Here is a 23,149-nt window from a genome sequence, read left to right on the forward strand (position 1 = left end):
CAGAAACCCGTACCTTTGCGGCTTCATAGCCCGCAAAGTAGGATGATTTCCATTACTGACCTCGACTTTCATTTCGGCTCGCGTACCCTGTACGATAAAGCCAGTCTGCACATCAAGCCCAAGGATAAGATCGGCCTTATTGGCCTCAATGGCCGGGGTAAATCTACGCTGCTGCGCATTCTGGTGGGCGAATACAAGCCCGACGGCGGTAGCATTTCTATGAGTAAGGATGTGAGCCTGGGCTTCCTGAACCAGGATTTGCTTTCCTACGACTCGCACGAGCCCATCCTGATTGTGGCCATGCAAGCCTTCGGCGAGGCCCTCAACATTCAGAAGCAGATTGATGAGGTACTGCTGGAGTTTGAAACCAACTACACCGATGATCTGGTAGAGAAACTGGCCGATCTGCAGGAGCGCTTCGAGGCACTGGGCGGCTACACCATGCAGGCCCGCACCGAAGAGATTCTGGAAGGCCTGGGCTTCACTACCGAGGAGCTGCAACGCCCCCTGAAGCTGTTCTCGGGTGGCTGGCGCATGCGCGTGATGCTAGCCAAAATCCTGCTTCAGCAACCCTCGCTACTTCTCCTCGACGAACCTACCAACCACTTGGACTTGCCCTCCATTAAGTGGATTGAGAACTACCTGGCCGGCTACGAAGGCGCCGTGATCATCGTGTCGCACGACCGGGAATTCCTGGACCGCACCACCAACACCACGGTAGAGGTAACGGGTGGTAAGCTGGTGCCCTACGCCGGCAACTACAGCTTCTACCTCGAAGAGAAAGAGGAGCGCAACGCCATTCAGAAAGGCGCTTTCGAAAACCAGCAGGCCCAGATTAAGCAGGCCGAGAGGTTCATTGAGCGCTTCAAGGCCAAGGCCTCCAAAGCCAAGCAGGCCCAGAGCCGCGTGAAGGCCCTGGACAAGCTGGAGCGCATTGAGGATGTAGCCGGCGACGACGCCAAAGTGAACATCAAGTTCAACTTCACCGTGACGCCGGGCCGCCATATCCTGCGCATGGAGCACGTGGGCAAGAAGTATGGCGAGAAGCTCATCTTCCGCGATACGCACGTGCACATCGAGCGCGGCGACAAAATCGCGCTGATTGGGGCCAACGGTAAAGGCAAATCGACGCTGATGCGTTTGGTAGCCGGCTCCGAGACGCCTACTACCGGCAACCACCAGCTAGGCCACAACGTCATCATGTCGTTCTACGCCCAGCACCAGCTGGAAAGCCTGCGCATCGATAACGAGATTCTGCAGGAAATGGTAGAAGCCGGCTCGAAGCGCTCCGAAATGGAATTGCGTTCGGTGCTCGGTTCCTTCCTGTTCACCGGCGACGAGGTGTACAAGAAAATCAAGGTGCTGTCGGGGGGTGAGAAAAGCCGTGTGGCCCTGGCCAAAACGCTGATTTCGGAAGCTAACTTCCTGCTCCTCGACGAACCGACCAACCACTTGGACATGCAGTCGGTGAACATCCTGATCCAGGCCTTGGATCAGTACCAAGGCACCTACATCGTGATTAGCCACGACCGTTTCTTCGTGGAGAACGTGGCCAACAAGATCTGGTATATCGAGGACTACCAGCTGAAGGAGTACCCCGGCACCTACGCCGAGTACGAGCAGTGGCAGGAAGACCGCGAGAAGGCCGCCAAAAAAGCGGGCCTGCCGTCGCCTTCGGCCCCAAAGCCGCTTCCTAAGCCCGAGCCAGTTAAGACGACGAATAGCCCTAGCAGCTCCAAGCAAAAGAAGGAGTTGGAGGAAGTGGAAGCCCGCATTGGCATCTTGGAGAAGGAGTTGGCCCAATATGAAGCTCAACTTGCCGACCCAGCTACCTACAACAACACCTCCCAGCTCAAAGACGCCACGCTCAAATTTGAGCAGGTGAAAAAAGAGCTGGCCCAGCTGAACGACCGTTGGGAAGTACTAGCCGAGATGTAATAGAAAGCATTCTATAGAAACGCCCCGCTTGAAGCAGATTCAAGCGGGGCGTTTCGTTTTCAACGACTACAGACTTCCCACAAAGCCGGGATTCTGCCCAGAACAGATGGAGTTTTTCGTTGGCTAACGTCACGCCTTACTGACGCCTTCCAGGATACTGAATGGCGACATCGTTGGTACAATTCGGGCTAGTTCAAAACCTGCTTCATGAAGCAGCTCGCGGTATTCTTTTGCCGTACGTTCACATCCGGGCAAGTACTGCAACATCTGCAAATCAAGGAATTTAGCCGGCGAAGGCTCGTTCCCTTCCGGCACAATCATCTCAACAATCAGCACCTTGCCGCCTTCTTGCATGGCGCCACGGCAGTTTTTGAGTATCGTGATGCATTGGTCATCATTCCAGTCATGGATGATATGCTTCATGATATAGGCATCTCCTCCTGGAGGGACATGGTCAAAGAAATTACCCCCAACTCGCTCACATCTTTCCAACACACCATGACGCGCTAAAAGCTCTCCAGCTGCTGTAATGACTGCCTGTGTGTCGTACAGAATCCCTTTAACGCTGGGGTACTTTTCCAGAATAGACGCCAATAAAAAGCCATGCCCGCCGCCTACATCAACTAATGTAGAAATAGGAGAAAAATCGTAGGCATTCACAACGGCAACGCTGCTGAAAGCACTGTTGCTCGTCATGGCATCATTAAACTGTTTCCCTTCTCTTTCGTGCGTCCAGAAATAATCAAACGACGACATGCCATGCACTTTGTCAAAGGATGGTTTGCCGGTTTTTACACTATAGGTTAGCTCTGCCCAGGTTTGATATTGCCAATCTGTTGTAATCATTTCGGCAAAAGCTCGCAAACTGCCGGGCGCATCACTTAACAAGGGCTCTGCTAAGGGCGTTAAGGAAAAACGCATTTCCTCATCTTCAGCAAACACGCCAATGCTGGCGCACGCGCGCAGTACACGGTACAAGGACCGGGCATGAACTGCTAAGTGCATTGCCAGTTCCTCCGCTGTTTTCGGGCCGTGTTGCAAATGGTCAGCAACGCGGAGCTCAGCCGCAACTCCGATGGCGCGTGAAGCAGCAAAGCCGAAAAGCATTTGCATGAGTTGGTCGGGGGCAGATGCTTGCTTCATGGTTGTATATAGTTTTTATACAATGTAAGTTAATTATTGGAATTGTATTATTTAATATATTATTTGGATATTATAGACTGACTTCAGCTGGTAATGGGCTGTTATTACCATACTATATGTCCCGAACTACGCTCCAAATTTCCCTGCTGCCACTCCGCTTGACTGATGAAGGCAGCTATTAAGGAGAGCTGCCTGCCAGTCATCATAAAAGAAAAGGAGCAATGAGGCACAAAAAGGAGCTGAAAACGTAAGTAAAGTAGTGAGGAGCTCCTGCTTCGCGCTACTTTCGCCTATGCGCTTACTGCCTACCCTCCCGCTTCTGCTGCTTGCTGCTACTGCCTGCGTTCCGCTGGGCACGCCCATCACCGACCCCAACGCGGCTCGTAGGCCACCCGCCACCGGGCAGAAAGGCGGCACAGAATACTACGCCGACAAAACGCTACGCTACGAAGACGCCATCTACGACCCCAACGTGCGGACGGTGCAGTGCTACGTGCCCACGGGGCAGGCCAATGAGGTGTTCAACCCGCCCATCGTTTCGTTAGGCCAGGGGCAGCCCGTGATGCTGGAGTTTGATGTAATAGGAGGGCAGGGCGGAAGGCTCTCAGCGAAGCTGGTGCATTGCGATGTTAACTGGCAGCCCTCGGTGCTCACAGATATGCAGTTCCTGAGTGAAATCAACGAGCAGTTCATCACGGACTATCGCGTTTCTAACGCCACCAAGGTGCCCTACTACCACTACCGCACCCAGATGCCGCGCGTGAAGCTTTCGGGCAATTACTTGTGGGTGGTGAGCAGCCCCGGCGGCACACCGTTGGTGTCGCGGCGGGTACTGGTGTATGATGAGGACGGCGTGCAGGTGGTGCTGAAGCAGGGCATTCCGGTGGCCGGAGCGGAGCGGTACACCCTGCAGCAGCTCGACTTTGGGATTCGCTACAACATGCAGATCATCAACCCCTCGCAGGAAGTGAAGGTGGTGCTGCGCCAGAATTTCCGCTGGGATAATGCGAAGTACAACCTGCGGCCCACGTTTGTGCGCGAAGCCGAGCGCCAGCTCGACTACCAATACTTCAACTTCGAAAACACCTTTCCGGGACTGAGCGAGTTCCGCTTTTTCGATCTGCGCACGTTCCGCTCGGCGGGGGTAGGCGTAGGCCAGATAGATGCCAACAGCGCGCCCCGTACCGCCGAACTGCTGCCCGAAACTACCCGCAACGGCCAGCGCTATACCCAATACGACGACATCAACGGGCAGCGTGTGATTGAGAGCCGCGAATACGGCAACGGCGCCACCAACGGCGACTACCTTATGGTTGGCTTCCATCTGAAAGCCGAACAGCCGGCGCCGGGTCCCGTGTACGTGCTAGGCGCCCTCACCGATTGGCAGTTCAAGGATGAGTTCAAGCTCACCTACGATGCCGTTGCCCAGGAGTACAGGGGTCAAGCGCTACTCAAGCAAGGCTACTATAATTACATCTACGCCGTCCAGACGCCACAGGGCCCTAACAGCGTATATTGGGAAGGTAGCCATCAGGAAACCGAAAACCGCTACGACCTGCTCGTGTATTACCGCCCACCCGGCACCCGCGCCGATTTGCTGATCGGGTACCAGACCATAGATGTAAATGGTCGTCAGCCCTAGGCCACTAGAAACAGCAAGAGGCCGCCAGTTACTGGCGGCCTCTTGCTGTTTCTAGTGGCCTAGAAGGCGTACGTGTACAGTACCCCAAGGGCAAACGTCCTCAACTAAATGGGCGGAACATATGGCTCCAGCGGATTTTGTGGAGCAGGTCGGCATTAGGATCAACGGATAACCAGACCAGCACGGCCTTGCCTACCACATGATCTTCGGGCACGAAACCCCAAAAGCGCGAGTCTTCGGAGTTGTGACGGTTGTCGCCCATCATGAAGTAATAGTTCTGCTTGATGGTGTACTGGGTCAGGAGCTTACCGTTTTGGTAGATGAGGCCATCCTTCCAGGTTACGCCCTCGTTGTGCTCGTACTGCGCAATGATTTTGTAGTAGATAGCGGCGTTGTCAGCAGTAAGCGCAATGGTCTGGCCTTTTTTCGGGACGGGGAGCGGACCGTAGTCGTCGAGCTGCCAGTGGTGCGGGGCGGCACTGACGGCCTGGGATACGTGGAAGTCGGCGGCGTCGGGAAACAGGGTGTAGTCCGGCACCTGAATATCCTCCAGGGTAAGCTCCTTAACATACGGCTGCCGGCGCAGGTAAGCGGCCACTGGTTCGGTGCAGCTGATGCTGAATCCCGTTTTTCCCGTTTCGGGGTTGGTGAAGGCCTGCGGGATGCCGTCGGGCTGGTTGTAGTCTACCACGCCCTGGTCGTGGAGGGCCTGGCGGACTTCGTCGTTGGGCGTTTCTACTTCCAGGAAGTAGTTGGTCTGGAGCTTGCCGGCCGGTGTGCTCGGCTTGCCATTCACAAACACCTGCCCCTTCCGGATTGCCACCATATCGCCGGCAATGGCCACACAGCGCTTGATGAGGTGCGTGCGCTGATCGGCGGGGCGCTGCTGCTCGTGCGGCACATGAAACACCACCACATCGTTGCGCTGAATGGAGCTAAACCCTGGGAAGCGGTAAGTGGGAAGCTGAATCAGATCGGAGTAGGTTTTGAGGCCAAAAACCGGGTCTTTCTGGTGGGTAAGCGGAATCTGCAGGGGTGTTTGGGGCGTGATAGGGCCGTAGTGCAGCCGGCTCACAAACAGATAGTCGCCGACGAGCAGGGAGTTTTCCATGCTGGGCGTCGGGATGGTGTAGGCCTCTACCGCCGACCACCGAATGAATGTGGCAGCTGTGATGGCGAAAATCAGGGAGTTGCGCCACTCCTGGAAGGTAGTTTTGGGCGGAGCCGAAGTTGTGCGCTTACGGGTAAATAGCTTCATAAGAGTATGTAAAAAGATGGCGTGCCTGCAACACCAACGGAGATTTTCCTTAATCGCCTGAATGCTTGGCGAACCTCATACGTAGACGCATTGCTATATATTGTCTTAGCAAGAAGCTTTCTTTAAGCTGGCTGCGAAGATGCGTGGAGATGAGTGTTACCCGCTCCCGTAATAACAGGCATTCCGAGCTTGTCGAGGAATCTCGCGGGTTTATTCTAGCACGTCATCCTGACGAAGCAAGGATCTTCTCACGCTGGCACAACTCGTTTAGAACGAGTCATTCATACGTGACAAGATCCTTCCTTCGTCAGGATGACGTGCGGTTTACAGCAACGTCAGCATGCGAGATTCTTCGACACGCTCAGAATGACCGTGCTTTCTTTACTGTCCGCGCAGTCTAGGCCACTCGCTTATGGGAGTATCCTCCGCACCCCTGTTTACGCTCATTGTAGACTGGCCTAGAGCGAGTAATATCCGGTCAGTTGCAGCCAGTATGGCTGGGCTTGCGTAAGGGCGAGAAATCACCTGTCCTGGACTCTGCTACATGCCGCACTACAATCTAGTCATGGTCGTGCTGGGCGTCGCCATTTTGGGCGTTGCCTGGCTGCCCTCTCTGCTGAAAAAGTATCCGTTGTCGTACCCAATTTTGTTCGTAGGGTTGGGGGCCTTGATTTACTGGCTGCCCATCGGCTTGCCAACTCCCGACCCAATCGAGCATGCCAACTTCTTCATGCACCTCACAGAGCTCTGCGTGACGGTAGCTCTGACGGGTACCGGGCTTAAAATAGACCGCAAGTTTTCCTTCCTGCGCTGGCGCACCCCGTTGCAGCTGGTGATGATTCTGATGGTTATCACCATTGCCATTTTTGCCGTAGTGGCGTGGCGTGTGGCGGGCCTGCTGCCTGCTTCGGCGCTGCTGTTGGCTGCCACGCTGGCCCCCACTGACCCCGTACTGGCCGGCGACGTGCAGGTTGGCAACCCGGGGGAGGGTCGTGAAGATACCGTCCGGTTTGCCCTCACTGGTGAGGCGGGGTTGAATGATGGCCTGGCGTTTCCATTCGTGCATCTGGCCCTGGCCCTGACCGTTGTGGCCCTGCCTTTCACCGAGCGCCTTCTGCATTGGGCCTGGATGGATGTGCTCTACCGCTCGGGTATGGGCTTGCTGGCGGGTTGGCTGGCGGGGCGGGCACTGTCGTTTCTTATTTTCGACCTGCCCCACCGTGTCCGGATAAGCCCGGAGGCCTACGGATTCGTGGCGCTGGCCGTCACGCTCACGGCCTACGGTGTCACGGAGCTTCTGCACGGCTACGGCTTCCTGGCGGTGTTTGTGGCCGCCGTCACGCTGCGCAGCCACGAGCGCAGCCATGAGTACCACACCGAAATGCACGAATTTACGGACCAGATGGAGCGCCTGCTTATTGTCGTGATTCTGATTCTGTTTGGGGGCGCTCTTGTGCGTGGGCTGCTGGCACCACTCACGTGGGGCGGGGTGGCGCTAGGCCTGTTTCTGGTGCTGGTGTTGCGCCCGTTAGGCGGCTTGCTGGTGCTGGCACGCAGCCGCGCCAGCTGGCCCGAGCGGCTGGCTATTTCGTTTTTCGGCATTCGGGGCATTGGTTCCTTCTTCTACCTGGCCTACGCCACCAACGAGCGGCACTTTCCCGATGCCCGCGAGCTGTGGGCTACTACTGGCTTCACCGTACTGTTGTCAGTGGTGCTGCACGGTACGCTGGCCACGCCCGTCATGAACTGGGTAGACCGCTACCACGGTCGCCCGACGGTGATAGAAGAGGAGGAAAAAGCGTTGCAGGAGGGCGAAAACAAGCCGCAAATTCGGGCTTCCTGAGGCGTTTGCGCAGCCAGACAGAAAACCCTGGCACGCCTTTCGCCTACCCTAGGCCAGTGTAGGCCACCAGTCTGGTCCGCAACTTGGACTAGCCAAGGCTCGTTGCAGACGTATCTCTGCCCTTGCTACAACCATTAAGCTCTCTCCCACCATGTACTCTACGCTCTCCTATGCTCTTAGCGCCGGCCTTTCGCTGACGCTTCTGCTGCCGCTTACCGGCTCTCGTTCCAGCGCGCCAACCCTGGCTGTTGCCCCTGCCACCAAGCCGGTGCAGGGTGCCCAACCCGACCCTGGTGTCATCGCGCAGTTTGGCTTGCTTGATAATGCCAAGCTGCAAAGCTACATCGACCAGAGAGGCATGCAGATGGGCAAAATATCCGACCGCCCAGCTGATGTAAAGGGCTTTACTGTGGTCGATTCGCCCATCATCAACGCCTTTGCCACACCCGATGGCCACGTGTACTTTACCCGTGGTATTCTGGCGTATTTCAACAACGAAGCCCAGTTTAGCGGGGTGCTCGGTCATGAAATCGGGCACATTACGGCGCGCCACGGCCAGAAGCAGCAAACCCGCTCCACCATTGCCAACGGTGCCCTGATTCTGGGTTCCATTCTGTCTAAGCGCGTGGCTTCTATTGCCCAGCCGGCCTCGCAGGTGGTGGGCATCGGCCTACTGAAGTATGGTCGCGATGATGAAAACGAATCGGATAAGCTGGGCGTAAAGTACTCTAGCAAAATCGGGTACGATCCGGCTTCTATGGCCGATTTTTTCCTGACGCTGGCGCGCACCGAGCAGAGCAGCGGCGCCGCCACCGTGCCTACGTTCCTGTCGTCGCACCCCAACTCCGCTGACCGGTACACCAACGTGAAAAAGCTGGCTCTGCAAGCTGAACAGCAGGCTGGCCGCCAGTTAGCCGTCAATCGCGACCAGTACCTGCGGATGATCGAGGGCCTGCCGTACGGCGACAACCCCCGCGAGGGCTACATAGAAAACAGCGTGTTCTACCACCCCGATCTGAAGTTCCAGTTCCCGGTGCCTCAGGGCTGGAAGTCGCAGAACTCACCCAGCCAGTTCCAGATGGCCGAGCCCAATGGCAAAGCCGTTATGGTGCTGCTGCCCGCCGGCAACAAAGGCCTCGATGAAACCGCCCAGGCCCTGGCCGAGCAGCTGAAACTGCAGAATGCCCAGGCCCAGAAGACCACCGTCAACGGTTTCCCGGCCGTAGTTATCCAGGGCGACCAGGTAGGCCAGGATCAGCAAACCGGCCAGCAGGGCATTACGGCCAGCACGCTTAGCTATCTGATTCAGGATGGGCAAACGGTGTATGCGCTGGTAGGCCTCTGTGGCCCCGGTACCCTAAACACCTACGGCGGCACCTTCCAGAGCGTTGCCCAGGGCTTTAAGCGCCTCACGGATGCCAACAAGCTCAACAAACAGCCCGAGCGGGTGCGCATCAAAACCGCTAAAGCCGGCCAGACGCTGGCCTCCGCCCTCGCCGCTAACGGGATTCCCTCGAAGCGCTACGAGGAAATGGCCATCCTCAACGGCATGAAAACCACCGATAAAATGACGGCTGGTATGTTGTTTAAAGTGGTAGGGAAGTAAACTAAAGTTGAATTCTTTTCCGCTTTACATCATACATATCAAAATCTGGATGATGCCAGAACTTCTCAAAACCCATTTCGTGGCAAACGCCAATTTCAGAGGAGTAAATAGGAAACAGACCGGCAACATTAATCTTGTATTCCTGCCCAATATCAATGTTCAGATAGTCTTGGCTGTCTAGAATTGCCGGAGCAAAGATCAAGAATGCATCCATCTCTGAGTCATCGGCTATTTGAGCTCGAAAATTAATCGTATCCCCGTAGCAAAAACCTAGCTTACCACGACCCTGATTCGCTAGGTATCCTGCAACCCGAGCCCAAGAGGTGTCGTCAGACTCGACACTAATACAAAGTTCTGGGCGACTGAGCTGCCATTCAGGGTGGTCCAATAATGAGAGACCAAAAGTTATACCTGTGACCATGCCAGGTTCCGGTATATCTCTATAAACGATGCTCGTCACACCATACAGTCCCTCAATAAGTGTCCTTTCAGGATAGAACTCAGGCTCTATTTGAAATATTCTATCAAGGTGTTCTAAATACTTTTCAAGTGCACCCATCAAACTGATCTAAATAAAAACGCCCCGGTCGAATCAATCGGCCGGGGCGTTTAAGTTACAGAGTAGCTACGGAAGTGGCCTAGGCCTTCTTCACGAATTCGGTTTTGATAACCAACACACTGCCGCCGGCTCTGCCTTCAATCTCAGCAGGGCTGTTGGTGAGGCGGATGTTTTTAACCACGGTGCCGCGCTTCAACGCCTGCGCCATGCCTTTCACCTTCAGGTCCTTGGTAATGATAACCGAGTCGCCTTCGGCGAGCAGGTTGCCGTTGCTGTCTTTTACGTCCATGTGAGTAAACAGAGTAGGAGAAGCAGTTAGACGTTGAAGCGGAAGTGCATGATGTCGCCGTCCTGCACCACGTATTCTTTGCCTTCTACGGCCATCTTACCGGCTTCCTTGATCTTTACTTCGGTCTTGTACTCCTGGTAATCGGCCAGCTTGATTACCTCAGCCCGGATGAAGCCTTTCTCGAAGTCGGAGTGGATAACGCCGGCGGCGGCGGGGGCTTTGTCGCCGCGGTGGATGGTCCAGGCGCGTACTTCCTGCACACCGGCCGTGAAGTAGGTAATTAGGTTGAGCAGGGAGTAGGAGGCGCGGATCAGGCGGTTCAGGCCCGACTCCGTGAGGCCGTACTCGCCCAGGAACATTTCCTTTTCCTCGGGGTCTTCCATCTCCGCAATCTGCGACTCGATGGCGGCCGACACCAGTACTACTTCCGCGCCTTCCTGAGCCACGTGCGCTTGCAGAGCCTCCGTGTACTTGTTGCCGGTAGTGGTGCTGGCCTCATCTACGTTGGCCACGTAAATAACCGGCTTGATGGTGAGCAGCTGCAGATCGGCAACGGCCTCCAGCTCCTCGGGGGTAGCGGCTACGGCGCGAGCGTTCTGGCCATCTTCCAGAGCAGTCTTGAATTTCTGCAGGGCCGCTACTTCCTTCTTAGCCTGGGCGTCGCCGCCTTTGGCCGAGCGCTCCGACTTCGCCAGCTTCTTATCTACGCTCTCCAAATCTTTGATCTGAAGCTCCGTATCAATCACGTCTTTATCAAACACGGGGTCAACGCCACCGGCTACGTGCACAATGTTCGGGTCATCGAAGCAGCGCACCACGTGGATAATGGCATCTACTTCCCGGATGTTGGCCAGGAACTTGTTGCCGAGGCCTTCGCCTTTGCTTGCGCCTTTCACGAGGCCGGCAATGTCCACGAACTCAATGATGGTGGGCAGCACCCGCTTGGGGTTCACCAGCGCCTCCAGAATCTGTAGCCGCTCGTCGGGCACGGTAATCACGCCCACGTTCGGCTCGATAGTGCAGAATGGGTAGTTGGCCGACTCGGCCTTGGCATTAGAAAGAGCGTTGAAGAGCGTGGATTTGCCGACGTTCGGCAGGCCGACGATACCGCAGCGGAGACCCATATAGTAGAGTTGTGAAGTTGAGAAGTTGTGAAATCGGCCGCTAGGCCACCTCGTGGCGCAAAGGTACGGGGCTTTTTCGGGGAAAGCACGGCCCCAAGTGGCCTAGGCGGCAGAACGGCCCAATGGGATTCCCACTAGGCCACCCGCAAACCCAAAACGGCGCGCCTGGGCCGAAGCCGGGCGCGCCGTGTAGTGGGAAGCGGAAAAATGCGGTTAAGTAAGGAGTGTTTCTCTAGACTTCCGGAAAAAGGTGATTAAAAATTGTCGTCGGCGGAGCGGGAAGGAGCGAAGCCTTCTCCATCGTACGTGGGCCGGGGGCGGTCCAACTCTGCTACTTCCTCAGCCGTCAGGAGCTCTTCACGAACGTAGTCCACTGCGTCCTGCAGGGCATCTACAAACTTCAGGAAGTCTTCCTTGTAGAGGAAAATCTTATGCTTCTCATAGGAGAAGGTGTCGTCATCGCGCAGACGACGTTTGCTTTCGGTAATAGTCAGATAATAATCCTGTCCGCGGGTGGCTTTCACGTCGAAAAAATACGTGCGTTTGCCAGCCTTAATGCGTTGGGAATAGATTTCTTCCTGGTCTTGACGATCTTCCACAGGGCCTTCAGTAAAGTTTTGTTATTCCAAGATGTTTGAAGTTCAGCGCAAAATAGCAGCTTGGTACCAGATATAAAAATTTAAAGACTAGCTTTTTCAATCCAAAGTCTGACCTACCGCACTCACTAATGGCAGATTACGCTCCGACAAGAATCAGGCCCTTTTTGCGTTAGCACTGTTACTAAATTAGGTAGACCTGATATATTAAATTATCCCTATGTGGTGGCCTAGAACCATAGACGTGGTTTCGGGCTTACCAGTGGGAGTGCACGCTGCGTTGTACCTTGCCTTTCTCATGCTTTTTTCGCGTTATCGTTATGGCTCAACCGCTCGATCTGGCCGCCGTTCGCTCTTTTGAGAACCTGGAGTTTCTGGCCCGCCAACTGGTGGAAGGCTTCATCACGGGCCTGCATCAGTCGCCGTATCATGGCTTCTCGGTGGAGTTCTCGGAGCACCGCCTCTATAACCCCGGCGAAAGCACGCGCCACCTCGACTGGAAGGTGTTTGCCCGCACCGATAAGCTGTTTGTAAAGCGCTACGAGGAAGAAACCAACCTGCGCTGCCACCTCCTGCTGGACGTGAGCCCCAGCATGTATTACCCCGCGCCGGGCCACGATAAGCTGCGGTTTTCGGTGCTATGCGCCGCGGCCATCACTACGCTTCTGCAGAAACAGCGCGATGCGGTTGGCCTCGTTACGTTCTCCGACCAGGTAGAACTCCAGACACCAGTACGCTCCACCAGCACCCACCGCCACACGCTGCTGCTCACGTTGCAACAACTTCTGGAGCGCGATGCGCCGGCGCGAAAGTCCGTTACGGATGTGGCGGCCGTTATCCATCAGATTGCCCAGCAAATCCCGAAACGGTCTTTGGTTATCCTGTTTTCGGATATGCTGGGGCGCGCTCCGGAAGAGCAGACGCAGGTGCTGGCCGCCCTGCAGCACCTGCGCCACCAACACCATGAGGTGCTGCTGTTCCACGTGATGGACCGCGCCACGGAGTCGGATTTTAATTTTCAGGACCGGCCCTACATCTTCGAGGACGTGGAAACGGGCCAGACGATTAAGCTGCAACCCGGCCAAGTGCGCGACCAATACCGCACGGCCATGCTGGCCTATGAGCGGGAACTGGCCCTGCGCTGCGGGCAGTATAAGATTGACTTCGTGCCCGTAGATATCCGGGAGCCGTTCGACAAGGTGCTATACGCCTACCTAGTGAAGCGTGGAAAGGTGCGGTAAGTGGCCTAGCGCTACTATTTAGACGATCTTTGCAACTATGAACGTACCGATTATTGCAGGAGGGGTGGTGGCCTGGTTTTTACCGCTGGTATTTACCGTGTACACCGCGCACATGTATGGCCGCTCCTGGTGGAAATGGCTGTTGGTGGCCATGGTGCTGCCGTATATTTCGGTAGCTATCATCATGGCAGTGGTGTGGAAGGAAAGCCAGCAGCGCGAGCAGGCCGAGGAAGCTAAAATTGCCGCCGAACGAGCCGCCCGCTATACTTCTCGTCCGGAGCCCGCAGGCTCAGGTGAGGCGCCCAATGCTTCTGAGTAGGGAAGTTAAGGTGGCCTAGCGGCTGCTACTTGGCGGGCGTGTTATCCAACGACTGCCACAGATACTTGCTGGCCAGCGTGCGATGCGGGCGCCAGGCTTCCGCTATTTCCGTCATGCGTTTGAGCAGGGCCCGGCCGGTCTCCTCCAGGCCATAGTGCTTGCGCATGGCGTTCTGAATGCCTAGGTCGCCCTCCGGAAACACATCAGGCTGATCCAGGGCAAACATCTGCAGCATCTGGGCAGTCCAGCGGCCGACGCCTTTTATCTGGGTGAGGTGAGCCGTGAAGGCATCGGCATTAAGCTGGCTGAGATGGGCGTGGTCGAGCTGGTCGCGTTGGGCGAAATCGGCAATGGCGCGCAGATAGCCCGCTTTCTGGCGCGAAATGCCGGCGGTGCGCAAGTCTTCATCCGTGAGCAGCAACAGGGCCGCCGGCTCGGGGTAGCCGTCGGGGGCAAACAGCGCCTGCACCTTCCGCCAGATGGCGGCGGCGGCTTTCGTGGAAATCTGCTGGCTCACAATGGCCCGCAGCAGCGCCAGGTACAGGTCTTCGTGGGCGGCTGGCTGAATAGGGCGGCCCTGCGCAATGAGGCGAGCCAGAACAGGATCAGCCCCGGAAAGGTGGCCTAGGGCGGGGTCAGGAGAATGCATAAGATCAAGTAGTGGCCTAGCCAGGTCGGCTAAACAATATCCATGGTATGAGTGGGTACGGAAAATTCGGCCAGTAGCTCGCCGGTGGGGGAGAGCCGTAGGCCAGTCAGGGCGCGGCCCATGTAGGCGCCCGTATCAATATTGAAGACGTTGGCGGTAGGGTCGAAGGTTGGCTCGCCGTTGGCAGTGGGCGTGTGGCCAATTACCTGCCGTTTGCCCACGTTCAGGAGCGGGCCGCGGCGCCAAAGCACGCCATCCATATTCGCTGGGTTGAGGGGTTCGGCTACATCGGCAAAGCCGGCATGGCTGACGAGTACGTGGTCGTTTTCCCAAAACAAGGGTCGCTGCGCTACCCAGGCCAGATGCGGCTGTAGCCACGAAGGGCGCGCTTTGTACTGCTGCACGGTTTCGCGGCCGCCCCACTTCATCCAGGCCAGGTTGGGGCCGTGGGGGCCGTAGTGCTTCAGCATCTCATACTCGTGGTTGCCCAGCAGAAACACAGTGCGGTCGGGGTGGCGGGTTTGCAGATCCTGGGCCAGCTGCACGCACTCGGGGCTGTAGTGGCCGCGGTCTACCAGGTCGCCGGTTTGCAGGAGTACCTCCTCGGCGGGGTTCCACTGCTGCAGCAGCTCCAGCAGCGTATGGTAGCAGCCGTGTACATCACCGATGACGAATAGATTCATAGCGGGCGGGTAAGGGGAGAAGCGGAGCAAGTACAACTACGGGCCACTTCTGGTGCGTTGCCCGGAAGTGAACTAGCGGAGGTACACGGTGGTCTGCTAGGCCACTGCTCTGAGTAGAATTAGTGTACGGTTATGGGCTCGTCATCGGGGGCCATGGTAAGCCCCAGGCGCTTTACCAATGGCCCAATTGTGAGGCCCTGTACAATAATGCTGAAGATAACTACTACATAAGTAATGCCCACAATTAGGTCGCGGGGCATGGTTTCCGGCAGCGAGAGAGCCAGCGCCACCGAGATGCCGCCGCGTAGGCCACCCCAGGTGAGTATGCGCAGGTTGGGCCGGTTGAACTCGAAGCGGCTGCGCAGCAAGCTCAGGGGCAGGGCCACCGATGCCAACCGGGCCAGTAGCACTACCACAATGGCTACGGCCCCTACCAGCAGAATAGTGCGGTTGATGTCCAGAATCAGCATTTCCAGACCGATTAACACAAACAGCACCGCGTTCAGAATCTCATCCAGAATTTCCCAGAACTTATCCAGGTACTCCCGCGTGAGGTCCGACATGCCCAGGGCGCGGCCTTTGTCGCCTACAATGAGGCCCGCCACCACAATGGCCAGCGGCCCGGACGTATGCAAGGCCGTGGCCAACGCCGTGCCGCCCATCACCAGTGCCAGCGTGATAATGACTTCCACCTGATAGTTGTCAATGGTCCGCAGGGCCCAGAAAGTGGCGTAGCCCAGGGCCGCGCCCAGCAATATTCCGCCCACGGCTTCCCGCAAAAACAGTTCGCCTATCACACTAGCCGTGGCCTCGGCCGCCCCGAACTGGGCAATCTGAAACAGGCTCACGAACAGCACCACGGCAATGCCATCGTTGAATAAGGATTCGCCGACGATATTGATTTCCAGTGATTTATTGATGCGAGCCTCCTTGAGAATTCCCAGCACCGCAATGGGGTCGGTGGGAGAGATAAGGCAGCCGAAAAGCAGGCAGTAAATAAAGTCGATGTTGAGCCCAAACAGCGGCAATATATAATACATGGTGCTGGCTACCAGCGCCGTAGAAACCAAAGTGCCCACGGAGGCCAGAGCCGCAACCGGCAAGCGTTGGTCGCCAAGGGCGCGCACATCTACATGGATGGCTCCCGCAAAGAGCAGAAAGCTGAGCATCACCTGCATGAGCACCGTATGAAAGTCGATGGCTCGCAGGAGCTGGCTGGCCGTTAGTACCCAATCAACGCCCAGGTGGCCCAAGCCAACCGTAATCAGCGAGGAAACCAGCGCCAGAATCATCAGGCCAATGGTGCTGGGCAACCGCAGAAAACGGTGGTTGATGTACCCAAAAATGGCTGCCATCACCAGCAGGAGTGCGAACGTATTGTATAGCTGCATAGGCAGAACGGGAAAAGCGTAGGAAAACCAGCTTACGCAGAATGCACCATGCACGGTGCCAACCTGAGTTGGTTGGGCGGTGGGCAAGAACAAAAAGCACCCTGCCAGAAGCCTCCTTACCAGGGAAAAGAAGCTTTTGGCAGGGCACCAAGGTAACCTGATAAACTGGCTTATAGGCCAGTCAGGGCGGCTTCAATGCGCTCAATCATGGCATCATCCACATCCAGGTGGGTCACGAAGCGAATCATCTGGGGGCCGAAAGACGATGCCTTGATGCCTTGCGCTTCCAGCTTCGTCAGGAATTGCTCAGCTGGCATGCTATCTTCTAATTTGAAGATAACTAGGTTGGTCTCGACGGGCAATACAGTAGCCACGTAGGGCTGCATGGCTAGTGTAGCCCCGAGGCGTTGGGCGCGAGCGTGGTCGTCGGCGAGGCGCTCCACATTGTGTTCGAGGGCATAGAGGCCAGCGGCGGCAATGTAGCCGGCCTGGCGCATGCCGCCACCCATCACCTTCCGGATGCGCTTGGTTTTCTGGATGAATTGCTTGCTGCCCAGCAGCACGGAGCCCACCGGCGCGCCCAGCCCTTTAGAGAGGCACACCGAAATCGTATCGAACAGGCGGCCGTATTCCTTCGCCGACTGGCCCGTGGCTACCAGCGCGTTGAACACGCGGGCGCCATCTAGGTGGAGCGGAATGCCGTGGCGCTGAGCTACTTCAGCAATGCTCTCGATTTCCGACAGTTCATAGCAGCTTCCGCCGCCGCGGTTGTGGGTGTTTTCGAGGGAGATGAGGCTGGTGGTGGGGTAGTGGACGTTCACGGGCCGGATGGCGGCTTCCACCTGCTCGGCCGTGAGGCGGCCGCGGTTGCCGGGTAGCAAAGCCACCGAAGCCCCCGAGTGGAAGGCAATGCCGCCTACTTCCCACAAATAAATATGCGAAGTCTGCTCACAGACCACTTCCGACAAAGGCTCGGTGTGGGCCTTGATGGCAATCTGGTTGGTCATGGTGCCGGAGGGGCAGAACAGGCCGGCTTCTAGGCCGAAACGGCTGGCGGCTTCCTGCTCCAGGGCCCGTACGGTGGGGTCTTCCTCGTATACATCATCGCCGACGCGGGCATGAAACATGGCGTCGAGCATGGCAGGAGTGGGGCGCGTGACGGTGTCCGAGCGCAGGTCAATCAAGGGGAGGCTCATAAGATGTTTGCTGGAAATACGGGAAAGGTTTCCCGGTGTCAAATTTAGTACTTACTTTTGCCCCTCATTTACAGAAAGACTTTAACCGACCCGGAAAAATGAGCGTTACCCGTCTGAAGCGGAAGCACCGCAAGAATATTGCCCGCGCTAACAACAAGCAGCGTGTTATCAAGCAACTACTCCTGACCCCCGTTCTGAAGAACGTAGACATCGAGGAGCTGAAAGCCCGCTTCACCAAGACCGAAGCCGCCGCTTAAGCTGCGTTTTTGTGTCTGGCACACCTACCCCGGTGTCGGTGGGTTTTCGTCAGAAATTCCAAAGCGTCTTTCCTGCAAAGGAGAGGCGCTTTTTTGTTGCTAGGCCACTTTAACGTTGTGCGGCCGTTGACCCCACCCCAACCCCTCCCCTCGGGGAGAGGGGTTTATTTTACTTTGGCAACCTCAGCTAGAGAAGTCGTTACAGTGCTAATCTAAGCCCCTCTCCCCGAGGGGAGGGGTTGGGGTGGGGTCACCGGCCGCACGAAATTCTCCTAGGCCAGTTAATGGCTACCCCACGCGCGGCCCCAACTCAATGGCTTGCAGCTGCTGGACTTTACCGTTTTCTACCTCGAAGCGAAGCATGGTGCGCACTTTGTGAAAGCCGTGGCGTCCCGCGGCGCCGGGGTTAAGGTGCAAAAGGCCCAGGCGCGAGTCGGGCATTACTTTGAGGATGTGGGAGTGGCCGCTGATGAAGAGGCCAGGGCGCTGCTCCTGCACCAGGGCGCGGCCTGCGGGGCTATAGTGGCCCGGGTAGCCGCCAATATGCGTCATGAGCACCCACAGGCCTTCCACCTCGAAGTGCTGCACCAGCGGCTGCGTGAGGCGTACGTCGCGGCCATCGATGTTGCCATACACGCCGCGCAGAGGGGACACTGTTTCCAGCTCTTCTGCCACGGCAGCGGTGCCGAAGTCGCCGGCGTGCCAGATTTCGTCGCAGCCTTGGAGGTGGTGCAGGATGCGGTCGTCGAGGTAGCTATGGGTATCGGAGAGCAGGCCGATTTTCTTCATGTTGATGCTGAGGAGGTAGGTTTGAGTGGCCTATACGCGCCGGAAGCGGGCAACGTATACCGCCAGGCCTGAATCAGCCGAAAGGTACACGCTGCCCGCTTCCGCCGCAGCTCAAAAAATCAGGAAGCTGATGGCCTCAATAGGCCTACGTCAGGCTAGTCGGCCGTTTTGTGATGGAAGCCTCCACCAGTAGCTGCTCTACGCTTTTATTGTGCAGCTCCTTGGCGCACCGCTCGCAGCAGACGGTAGAGGCCTGCTGGGCGGGCTGGCCCAGTACCAGCACCGGAATCTGGAGGTGGTAGGCCTGGGTGAGAGCGTAGCACTTATCGAAAAAGCGGATGAGCTCACTTTCGCTTGAGGGCGTGAGGATTAGCAGCTGGGCTTGGGTACGGGCACAGTAGTCGCTGATGCCCTCGATGGGGTCATCGTCTTCCACCATCTTGGTAGTGATGGTAGGCCAGGCCAGCTGGGCTTTGCTGGCGGCTACGGCGCGCTTGAGGTAGGTGAGGTTGCCACGCTGCTGAGGCGAGTACATCTGCACCAGTTCCAACGTGCCCGGTAGTGCCCCCGCCAGCGCCGACAAGCGCGGCAGCGTGGGCAGCGGCAGATGCCCAAAATCGGTGGCGTACACCATGCGGGTAGGCAACGAACGTCGGCCCGGCGGCACCACCAGCACCGGGCAGGGCACCAGCTCCGTGATGCGGACGGCATTGTCGCCATTGGTGGCAGGCTTGCCGCAATCAGTGTGCTCCAGGCCCATTACTACCAGATCGGCACCGTAGCGGGCCACCAGGGCTTGCACCTGGTCGTGGAGGCAGCCCGACACCACTTCGTAGCTGTAGCGGATACGGCGGGCATCCTGGCGCACCAGTTCCCGGTAGCGCAGACGCTCGGCCAACGTCTCCAGCCGACCCTTTAGTGCTTCCCGCTCTTCAGTGGCCAGCTCAGGGCCGGCTTGGCTATATACCAGCACGATTTCGGCGGGCCAGCGCACAGCCAGCTTGTTGGCGTAGGCCAGGGTAGGTTCGGCAGCGGCGGTAAAGTCGATGGGAACGAGGATGGTTTTCATCAGGAGCAAAGGGTAGGGCCGTGGCCGAAGAAGGAAGAGAAATTAATGACAGTAATGCACGCTGCGGGGCTGTTCTAGGCCACTCTGGGCTGCTGCCGGTGGGCTCAGGCGCGGACTCATGTAGGGAATGCCCAGGCCCAGGCCGCGCACGATAAAGAGCACCGCCAGCACCGTGGCCATATAGGGCACTGCCCGCGTGAGGCGCCGCCGCCAGAGCAGTGGCACCAACTGGCCCGTAAGGGAAAGCGCCAGCATAAGCGGCAGCGTGCCCAGCCCAAATAGCGCCATGTAGGCCGCCGAGCCCCCAACGCCGGGCGCGCTCAAGGCCCCGGCCAGCGCCAGGTACACCATGCCGCAGGGCAGCAACCCGTTCAGTAGGCCAGTGGTGTAAAGCGCGCGGGCCGTGGGCTGCTGGAAGTAGTAGGCCAGGCGGTTTTTCACGGCGGCCAGCACCCGGCTCAGACCCAGTACAGCCGTTACACGGCTTGTGTAGCGTTCGGGCACAGCCACTAATAGCAGAATCAGGAGGCCTGAGGCAATGGAAAGACCTTGTTGCCAACCAGCTAGGCGCAGGCTCTGGCCTAGCGCACCGGCCGCCACGCCCAGGAACGTGTAGGTCGTGACGCGGCCCAGATTGTAGAGCAGCCGCCCCCACACGAAGTGCCTGCGCCCGCCCGTGCTCTGCCCCGGCAATGCCAGCGCAATAGCCCCGCACATGCCTACGCAGTGAAAGCTACTTAGCAAGCCGAATAAGAAACCAGTCCAGAGCATGATGAAAAACGGGGCAGAGTGGCCTCGCGGCCGAGGATAGGAGTGGGAGCGCGCTTGGGTTAACTCAGCTGAACTGGTCTATACCCCGCAGGCGCCGCGCAGATCAATAAAGACCAAGCGCCAGCGCCCGCCGGAGCCGGCCGATTTAGAGAAGTGAAACTGATAGCCGGTGTTGGTTTGGAGCACAGAGCGAACTATACGGCCTTGTGCAGCCTCGCCCTGCTGGCGGGTGCCGCCCTTAACGGTAGCGCCAGGCCAGAAACCCAGTGCCCGAAACGCGGTGGCAGGCCCATGGAAGCAGCCTGATTCTGGGAACTTGCCGGCCGGGCAAGCGGCCACTGGCAGCTTGGGCAGGGAAGTAGGAGCAGCGCAGGTCATGAGCTTTTTATCCAGAGCAAAAATCGGCTGTTGGCGCTGGTCGCGGAAGGCGTCTACATCGGCTACGCGCGTAACCAAGGGCTTGCCGCCCGCTTGTTCCAGCACCCAGAGGCCATACTCGGGGTCCATGAGCTGGTTGAGCACCTGGGCATCGTGGCTGCGTAGGGCGCCGTCTAGCAGCAGCCATGCCCCGGCCACGGAAGTATCGGCGGGCATCACGGGGTTTTCGGTTTTGGCGGCCTGCGGGTCGGGCTTTGCTGGGTCAGCGGATATGATTTTCACTGGCTCCTGGCTGGTGGGCTGATCGGGCATGCCGTTGGGATTTTTCACGTCTCCGCAGGCAGTCAGGAAGAGGCCTAGGCTCAGCACAGGAAGGAAGTATTTCATAGCGAGAATGATGCAGGACGGGCCGTAGGCCACTAAATTCTGATAGAGTTATTAAGCAGAGAATCTGCTTAGGTAAGCAGCTTTTTCGCCTCAGATGGAAAGCTCTTTTTCCAGGTAGTACTGTTGGGTGCCAGCCTTGAAATCGAGGCGCAGCTGCCAGCGGCCGGGCTTTAGCTTGCTGGTGTTCAACTCCTGCTGGTGCGGGGTGCCAGTGGGCTCGAAGGGCAGCTTGAAATCCAGTTGCTTATCGGAGGGGCGGAAAAAGTGCAGCGTGCCCTCCACGGCTTGGCCAGCCATAGATGGCGGCAGCTGCAGCGTGAGGCGTTGGGTGGCGGCCTCATACTCTACCACCACCGGGGCCGGCAGCGCCGCCGTACGCGCCACCGACTCGATGCGCTGCTGGTAGGCCAGTTCCTGCTGATAATAATCGTCGCTGACCAGGTCTACGCTGGTGCGCATGGCTTGCTGCACCATGAAGCCGATGTAGCTGGCAAACAGCACGAAGGCGGCAATGATGGCGTAAGGCCAGAGGGTGCGTTTTGTGGTTGTCATGGGAAGAAGGGAAAATGCCGGGGGCTTCGCTGGCCAGTTGAGGCAGGCCTAGCGGGACTATTGGACCGGCCCCAGGAACTTGGTTTTCGTTTCCGTAATCAGTTGGCCGCCGCTGAACACGCCAATGCGGATTTTCTCGTTGGTGGTATGCAGCGAAGACTTGGGTAACTCGGCGAAGAAGACGCCTTCTGTAATGCCCTGCGCCGGCAGCGTCAGCCCATCCTTGCCTACCAGCGAGATGGTGCCGCCGGCTGGCTCCAACACCCGCAGCGTGATAGGGTAAGGGTGGTTGGTTTTGTTGATGACGGAGATATTGTAGAGGTTGGAAATGGTGCCGCGCTCGGTTTTCTGGAACAGCTGGCCCGGCGTGCGCAGGACGGTAGCCTGCACGTTGGAGCGCGAAGCCAGCAGGAACGTGAGGCCCATCAGCAGGACCACCAGCGCCCCCGAAAGCGCCTTCATGCGGCCCGTTAGGCGGAAGGGCGTGCCCTGGGCAATGTTGTTTTCCGAAGCGTGGCGGATGAGGCCCTGGGGCAGATCCACGAGGGCCATGATATTGTTGCAGGCATCAATGCAGGCGGTGCAGTTAGTGCATTCTAGCTGCTGGGCGCCGTTGCGGATATCGATGCCGGTGGGGCACACCTGCACGCACTGGTGGCAGTCGATGCAGTCGCCAGCGGTGCGCTGCTGGTTTTTGCGCAGCTTCTCGCGGGGCTCACCGCGCTGGTAGTCGTAGGCCACTACTGGGGTGTCTTTGTCAAGCATCACGCCCTGTAGGCGGCCGTAGGGGCAGGCAATGGTGCACACCTGCTCCCGAAACCGGGCAAACACCGCGTAAAACACGCCCGTGAAAACCACCATAGAGGCTAGGCCACCCAAGTGCTGGCTAGGCGAATCCGTCACGATCTGTACCAGCGCATCCGTCCCGATGATGTAGGCCAGGAAGGTGTTGGCAATCAGAAACGAAATCAGCAGAAACAGCGCGTGCTTGGTGGTTTTGCGCCAGGTTTTGTTCCAGTCCCAGTCGGCGCGGTCGAGGGCTTTTTGCTGGGGCGCGTCGCCTTCCAGCCAGTACTCAATGCGCCGGAATACCATTTCCAGGAAGATAGTCTGGGGGCAGACCCAGCCGCAGAACACCCGCCCATACACCACCGTGAACAGGATAACGAACAACGTAAACGCCAGGGCCGCCACCAGCAGAATGAAGAAATCCTGGGGCCAGAAGATCTGACCGAAGATGATGAACTTCCGCTCGGGCAGGTTCATCATCAACAGGGGCAGCCCGCCAATTCGCAGCCAAGGCCCCGCAAACAGCATGGCCAGCAGGCCGTAGCTGATCCACTTGCGGGCCTTGAAGAGCCGTCCGCTGGGTTTCTTGGGGTACAGCCAGACGCGCTTCCCTTCTGCATCTACCGTCGAGATGGTGTTGCGGAAGTCGTCGTTAGGATGAAACGTTTTCGTGGCCATTA

General features: G+C 57.7%; 23 protein-coding genes. 7 read left to right on the top strand and 16 right to left on the bottom strand.

The window, feature by feature from the left end:
* The first annotated feature begins 42 nt into the window (after positions 1–42).
* Positions 43–1,938, top strand: a complete 1,896-nt coding sequence (locus tag CFT68_RS00675) for an ABC-F family ATP-binding cassette domain-containing protein (protein WP_088841506.1) — start codon at positions 43–45, stop codon at positions 1,936–1,938.
* A gap of 129 nt (positions 1,939–2,067) precedes the next feature.
* On the opposite strand, the gene CFT68_RS00680 is transcribed toward CFT68_RS00675, so the two are convergent.
* Positions 2,068–3,081: a methyltransferase gene (locus tag CFT68_RS00680; protein ID WP_088841507.1), complete on the bottom strand. Its 1,014-nt coding sequence runs from the start codon at positions 3,079–3,081 to the stop codon at positions 2,068–2,070.
* A 292-nt stretch (positions 3,082–3,373) separates the two neighbouring features.
* On the opposite strand from CFT68_RS00680, the gene CFT68_RS00685 reads away from it, so the two are divergent.
* Positions 3,374–4,723 (top strand): type IX secretion system plug protein, encoded by a 1,350-nt coding sequence (locus tag CFT68_RS00685; RefSeq protein ID WP_088841508.1) that lies wholly within the window; start codon positions 3,374–3,376, stop codon positions 4,721–4,723.
* Between the two features lie 100 nt (positions 4,724–4,823).
* On the opposite strand, the gene lepB is transcribed toward CFT68_RS00685, so the two are convergent.
* Positions 4,824–5,981: a signal peptidase I gene (lepB, locus tag CFT68_RS00690; protein WP_088841509.1), complete on the bottom strand. Its 1,158-nt coding sequence runs from the start codon at positions 5,979–5,981 to the stop codon at positions 4,824–4,826.
* Between the two features lie 544 nt (positions 5,982–6,525).
* Here lepB and CFT68_RS00695 point away from each other — a divergent pair.
* Positions 6,526–7,824: a cation:proton antiporter gene (locus tag CFT68_RS00695; RefSeq protein WP_088841510.1), complete on the top strand. Its 1,299-nt coding sequence runs from the start codon at positions 6,526–6,528 to the stop codon at positions 7,822–7,824.
* Between the two features lie 151 nt (positions 7,825–7,975).
* Positions 7,976–9,430 (top strand): M48 family metalloprotease, encoded by a 1,455-nt coding sequence (locus CFT68_RS00700; protein ID WP_088841511.1) that lies wholly within the window; start codon positions 7,976–7,978, stop codon positions 9,428–9,430.
* A 1-nt stretch (position 9,431) separates the two neighbouring features.
* Here the strand turns inward: CFT68_RS00700 and CFT68_RS00705 are convergent, their stop codons facing one another.
* From CFT68_RS00705 to CFT68_RS00720, 4 genes are all read right to left on the bottom strand, one after another.
* Positions 9,432–9,989, bottom strand: a complete 558-nt coding sequence (locus tag CFT68_RS00705; RefSeq protein WP_088841512.1) for a suppressor of fused domain protein — start codon at positions 9,987–9,989, stop codon at positions 9,432–9,434.
* Positions 9,990–10,068: 79 nt separating this feature from the next.
* Positions 10,069–10,278, bottom strand: a complete 210-nt coding sequence (locus tag CFT68_RS00710) for an alkylphosphonate utilization protein (protein WP_088841513.1) — start codon at positions 10,276–10,278, stop codon at positions 10,069–10,071.
* Between the two features lie 26 nt (positions 10,279–10,304).
* On the bottom strand, positions 10,305–11,402 hold the full coding sequence (ychF, locus tag CFT68_RS00715) for a redox-regulated ATPase YchF (protein WP_088841514.1): 1,098 nt from the start codon (positions 11,400–11,402) through the stop codon (positions 10,305–10,307).
* Positions 11,403–11,656: 254 nt separating this feature from the next.
* Positions 11,657–12,001 (bottom strand): DUF3276 family protein, encoded by a 345-nt coding sequence (locus CFT68_RS00720; protein WP_088841515.1) that lies wholly within the window; start codon positions 11,999–12,001, stop codon positions 11,657–11,659.
* 317 nt (positions 12,002–12,318) lie between these two features.
* Here CFT68_RS00720 and CFT68_RS00725 point away from each other — a divergent pair, with 317 nt between their 5' ends.
* Together CFT68_RS00725 and CFT68_RS00730 are read left to right on the top strand one after the other, a co-directional pair.
* Positions 12,319–13,239: a DUF58 domain-containing protein gene (locus tag CFT68_RS00725; protein ID WP_088841516.1), complete on the top strand. Its 921-nt coding sequence runs from the start codon at positions 12,319–12,321 to the stop codon at positions 13,237–13,239.
* A gap of 37 nt (positions 13,240–13,276) precedes the next feature.
* Entirely contained in the window at positions 13,277–13,558 is a 282-nt protein-coding gene (locus tag CFT68_RS00730; protein ID WP_088841517.1) for a hypothetical protein, read from the top strand.
* Between the two features lie 25 nt (positions 13,559–13,583).
* On the opposite strand, the gene CFT68_RS00735 is transcribed toward CFT68_RS00730, so the two are convergent.
* The 4 genes from CFT68_RS00735 to CFT68_RS00750 all read right to left on the bottom strand — a co-directional run bounded on the left by CFT68_RS00735 (position 13,584) and on the right by CFT68_RS00750 (position 17,477).
* The gene (locus tag CFT68_RS00735) at positions 13,584–14,207 is read right to left on the bottom strand and encodes a DNA-3-methyladenine glycosylase family protein (protein WP_088841518.1); all 624 of its coding nucleotides are present in this window, start codon (positions 14,205–14,207) and stop codon (positions 13,584–13,586) included.
* A gap of 29 nt (positions 14,208–14,236) precedes the next feature.
* Entirely contained in the window at positions 14,237–14,890 is a 654-nt protein-coding gene (locus tag CFT68_RS00740) for a metallophosphoesterase (protein WP_088841519.1), read from the bottom strand.
* 119 nt (positions 14,891–15,009) lie between these two features.
* Positions 15,010–16,281, bottom strand: coding sequence for a cation:proton antiporter (locus CFT68_RS00745; RefSeq protein ID WP_088843626.1), 1,272 nt, complete (start codon positions 16,279–16,281; stop codon positions 15,010–15,012).
* 170 nt (positions 16,282–16,451) lie between these two features.
* Positions 16,452–17,477: a threonine aldolase family protein gene (locus CFT68_RS00750; protein ID WP_088841520.1), complete on the bottom strand. Its 1,026-nt coding sequence runs from the start codon at positions 17,475–17,477 to the stop codon at positions 16,452–16,454.
* 98 nt (positions 17,478–17,575) lie between these two features.
* On the opposite strand from CFT68_RS00750, the gene CFT68_RS21725 reads away from it, so the two are divergent.
* A complete protein-coding gene (locus tag CFT68_RS21725; RefSeq protein ID WP_170934663.1) occupies positions 17,576–17,734 on the top strand; it encodes a hypothetical protein in 159 nt (52 codons plus the stop codon).
* A gap of 288 nt (positions 17,735–18,022) precedes the next feature.
* Here CFT68_RS21725 and CFT68_RS00755 read toward each other — a convergent pair whose 3' ends face one another.
* From CFT68_RS00755 to ccoG, 6 genes are all read right to left on the bottom strand, one after another.
* Entirely contained in the window at positions 18,023–18,523 is a 501-nt protein-coding gene (locus tag CFT68_RS00755) for a metallophosphoesterase family protein (RefSeq protein WP_088841521.1), read from the bottom strand.
* A 145-nt stretch (positions 18,524–18,668) separates the two neighbouring features.
* Positions 18,669–19,592 (bottom strand): universal stress protein, encoded by a 924-nt coding sequence (locus CFT68_RS00760; protein WP_088841522.1) that lies wholly within the window; start codon positions 19,590–19,592, stop codon positions 18,669–18,671.
* A 42-nt stretch (positions 19,593–19,634) separates the two neighbouring features.
* Positions 19,635–20,363 (bottom strand): sulfite exporter TauE/SafE family protein, encoded by a 729-nt coding sequence (locus tag CFT68_RS00765; RefSeq protein WP_088841523.1) that lies wholly within the window; start codon positions 20,361–20,363, stop codon positions 19,635–19,637.
* 78 nt (positions 20,364–20,441) lie between these two features.
* Complete coding sequence (locus CFT68_RS00770; protein WP_141106385.1) at positions 20,442–21,128, bottom strand: hypothetical protein; 687 nt, start codon at positions 21,126–21,128, stop codon at positions 20,442–20,444.
* A 90-nt stretch (positions 21,129–21,218) separates the two neighbouring features.
* Positions 21,219–21,680, bottom strand: a complete 462-nt coding sequence (locus tag CFT68_RS00775; RefSeq protein WP_088841525.1) for a FixH family protein — start codon at positions 21,678–21,680, stop codon at positions 21,219–21,221.
* A gap of 57 nt (positions 21,681–21,737) precedes the next feature.
* Positions 21,738–23,147: a cytochrome c oxidase accessory protein CcoG gene (ccoG, locus tag CFT68_RS00780; protein ID WP_088841526.1), complete on the bottom strand. Its 1,410-nt coding sequence runs from the start codon at positions 23,145–23,147 to the stop codon at positions 21,738–21,740.
* Positions 23,148–23,149 lie beyond the last annotated feature (2 nt).

This window comes from Hymenobacter gelipurpurascens, assembly GCF_900187375.1.
GTDB classification, from domain to species: Bacteria; Bacteroidota; Bacteroidia; order Cytophagales; family Hymenobacteraceae; genus Hymenobacter; species Hymenobacter gelipurpurascens.

What these genes read in the sequence shown, in the direction of transcription:
- CFT68_RS00675 (WP_088841506.1), top strand. Translation starts at nt 43, where the DNA reads ATGATTTCCATTACTGACCTCGACTTTCATTTCGGCTCGCGTACCCTG.
- CFT68_RS00680 (WP_088841507.1), bottom strand. Translation starts at nt 3,081, where the DNA reads ATGAAGCAAGCATCTGCCCCCGACCAACTCATGCAAATGCTTTTCGGC.
- CFT68_RS00685 (WP_088841508.1), top strand. Translation starts at nt 3,374, where the DNA reads ATGCGCTTACTGCCTACCCTCCCGCTTCTGCTGCTTGCTGCTACTGCC.
- lepB (WP_088841509.1), bottom strand. Translation starts at nt 5,981, where the DNA reads ATGAAGCTATTTACCCGTAAGCGCACAACTTCGGCTCCGCCCAAAACT.
- CFT68_RS00695 (WP_088841510.1), top strand. Translation starts at nt 6,526, where the DNA reads ATGCCGCACTACAATCTAGTCATGGTCGTGCTGGGCGTCGCCATTTTG.
- CFT68_RS00700 (WP_088841511.1), top strand. Translation starts at nt 7,976, where the DNA reads ATGTACTCTACGCTCTCCTATGCTCTTAGCGCCGGCCTTTCGCTGACG.
- CFT68_RS00705 (WP_088841512.1), bottom strand. Translation starts at nt 9,989, where the DNA reads ATGGGTGCACTTGAAAAGTATTTAGAACACCTTGATAGAATATTTCAA.
- CFT68_RS00710 (WP_088841513.1), bottom strand. Translation starts at nt 10,278, where the DNA reads ATGGACGTAAAAGACAGCAACGGCAACCTGCTCGCCGAAGGCGACTCG.
- ychF (WP_088841514.1), bottom strand. Translation starts at nt 11,402, where the DNA reads ATGGGTCTCCGCTGCGGTATCGTCGGCCTGCCGAACGTCGGCAAATCC.
- CFT68_RS00725 (WP_088841516.1), top strand. Translation starts at nt 12,319, where the DNA reads ATGGCTCAACCGCTCGATCTGGCCGCCGTTCGCTCTTTTGAGAACCTG.
- CFT68_RS00730 (WP_088841517.1), top strand. Translation starts at nt 13,277, where the DNA reads ATGAACGTACCGATTATTGCAGGAGGGGTGGTGGCCTGGTTTTTACCG.
- CFT68_RS00735 (WP_088841518.1), bottom strand. Translation starts at nt 14,207, where the DNA reads ATGCATTCTCCTGACCCCGCCCTAGGCCACCTTTCCGGGGCTGATCCT.
- CFT68_RS00740 (WP_088841519.1), bottom strand. Translation starts at nt 14,890, where the DNA reads ATGAATCTATTCGTCATCGGTGATGTACACGGCTGCTACCATACGCTG.
- CFT68_RS00745 (WP_088843626.1), bottom strand. Translation starts at nt 16,281, where the DNA reads ATGCAGCTATACAATACGTTCGCACTCCTGCTGGTGATGGCAGCCATT.
- CFT68_RS00750 (WP_088841520.1), bottom strand. Translation starts at nt 17,477, where the DNA reads ATGAGCCTCCCCTTGATTGACCTGCGCTCGGACACCGTCACGCGCCCC.
- CFT68_RS21725 (WP_170934663.1), top strand. Translation starts at nt 17,576, where the DNA reads ATGAGCGTTACCCGTCTGAAGCGGAAGCACCGCAAGAATATTGCCCGC.
- CFT68_RS00755 (WP_088841521.1), bottom strand. Translation starts at nt 18,523, where the DNA reads ATGAAGAAAATCGGCCTGCTCTCCGATACCCATAGCTACCTCGACGAC.
- CFT68_RS00760 (WP_088841522.1), bottom strand. Translation starts at nt 19,592, where the DNA reads ATGAAAACCATCCTCGTTCCCATCGACTTTACCGCCGCTGCCGAACCT.
- CFT68_RS00765 (WP_088841523.1), bottom strand. Translation starts at nt 20,363, where the DNA reads ATGCTCTGGACTGGTTTCTTATTCGGCTTGCTAAGTAGCTTTCACTGC.
- CFT68_RS00770 (WP_141106385.1), bottom strand. Translation starts at nt 21,128, where the DNA reads ATGAAATACTTCCTTCCTGTGCTGAGCCTAGGCCTCTTCCTGACTGCC.
- CFT68_RS00775 (WP_088841525.1), bottom strand. Translation starts at nt 21,680, where the DNA reads ATGACAACCACAAAACGCACCCTCTGGCCTTACGCCATCATTGCCGCC.
- ccoG (WP_088841526.1), bottom strand. Translation starts at nt 23,147, where the DNA reads ATGGCCACGAAAACGTTTCATCCTAACGACGACTTCCGCAACACCATC.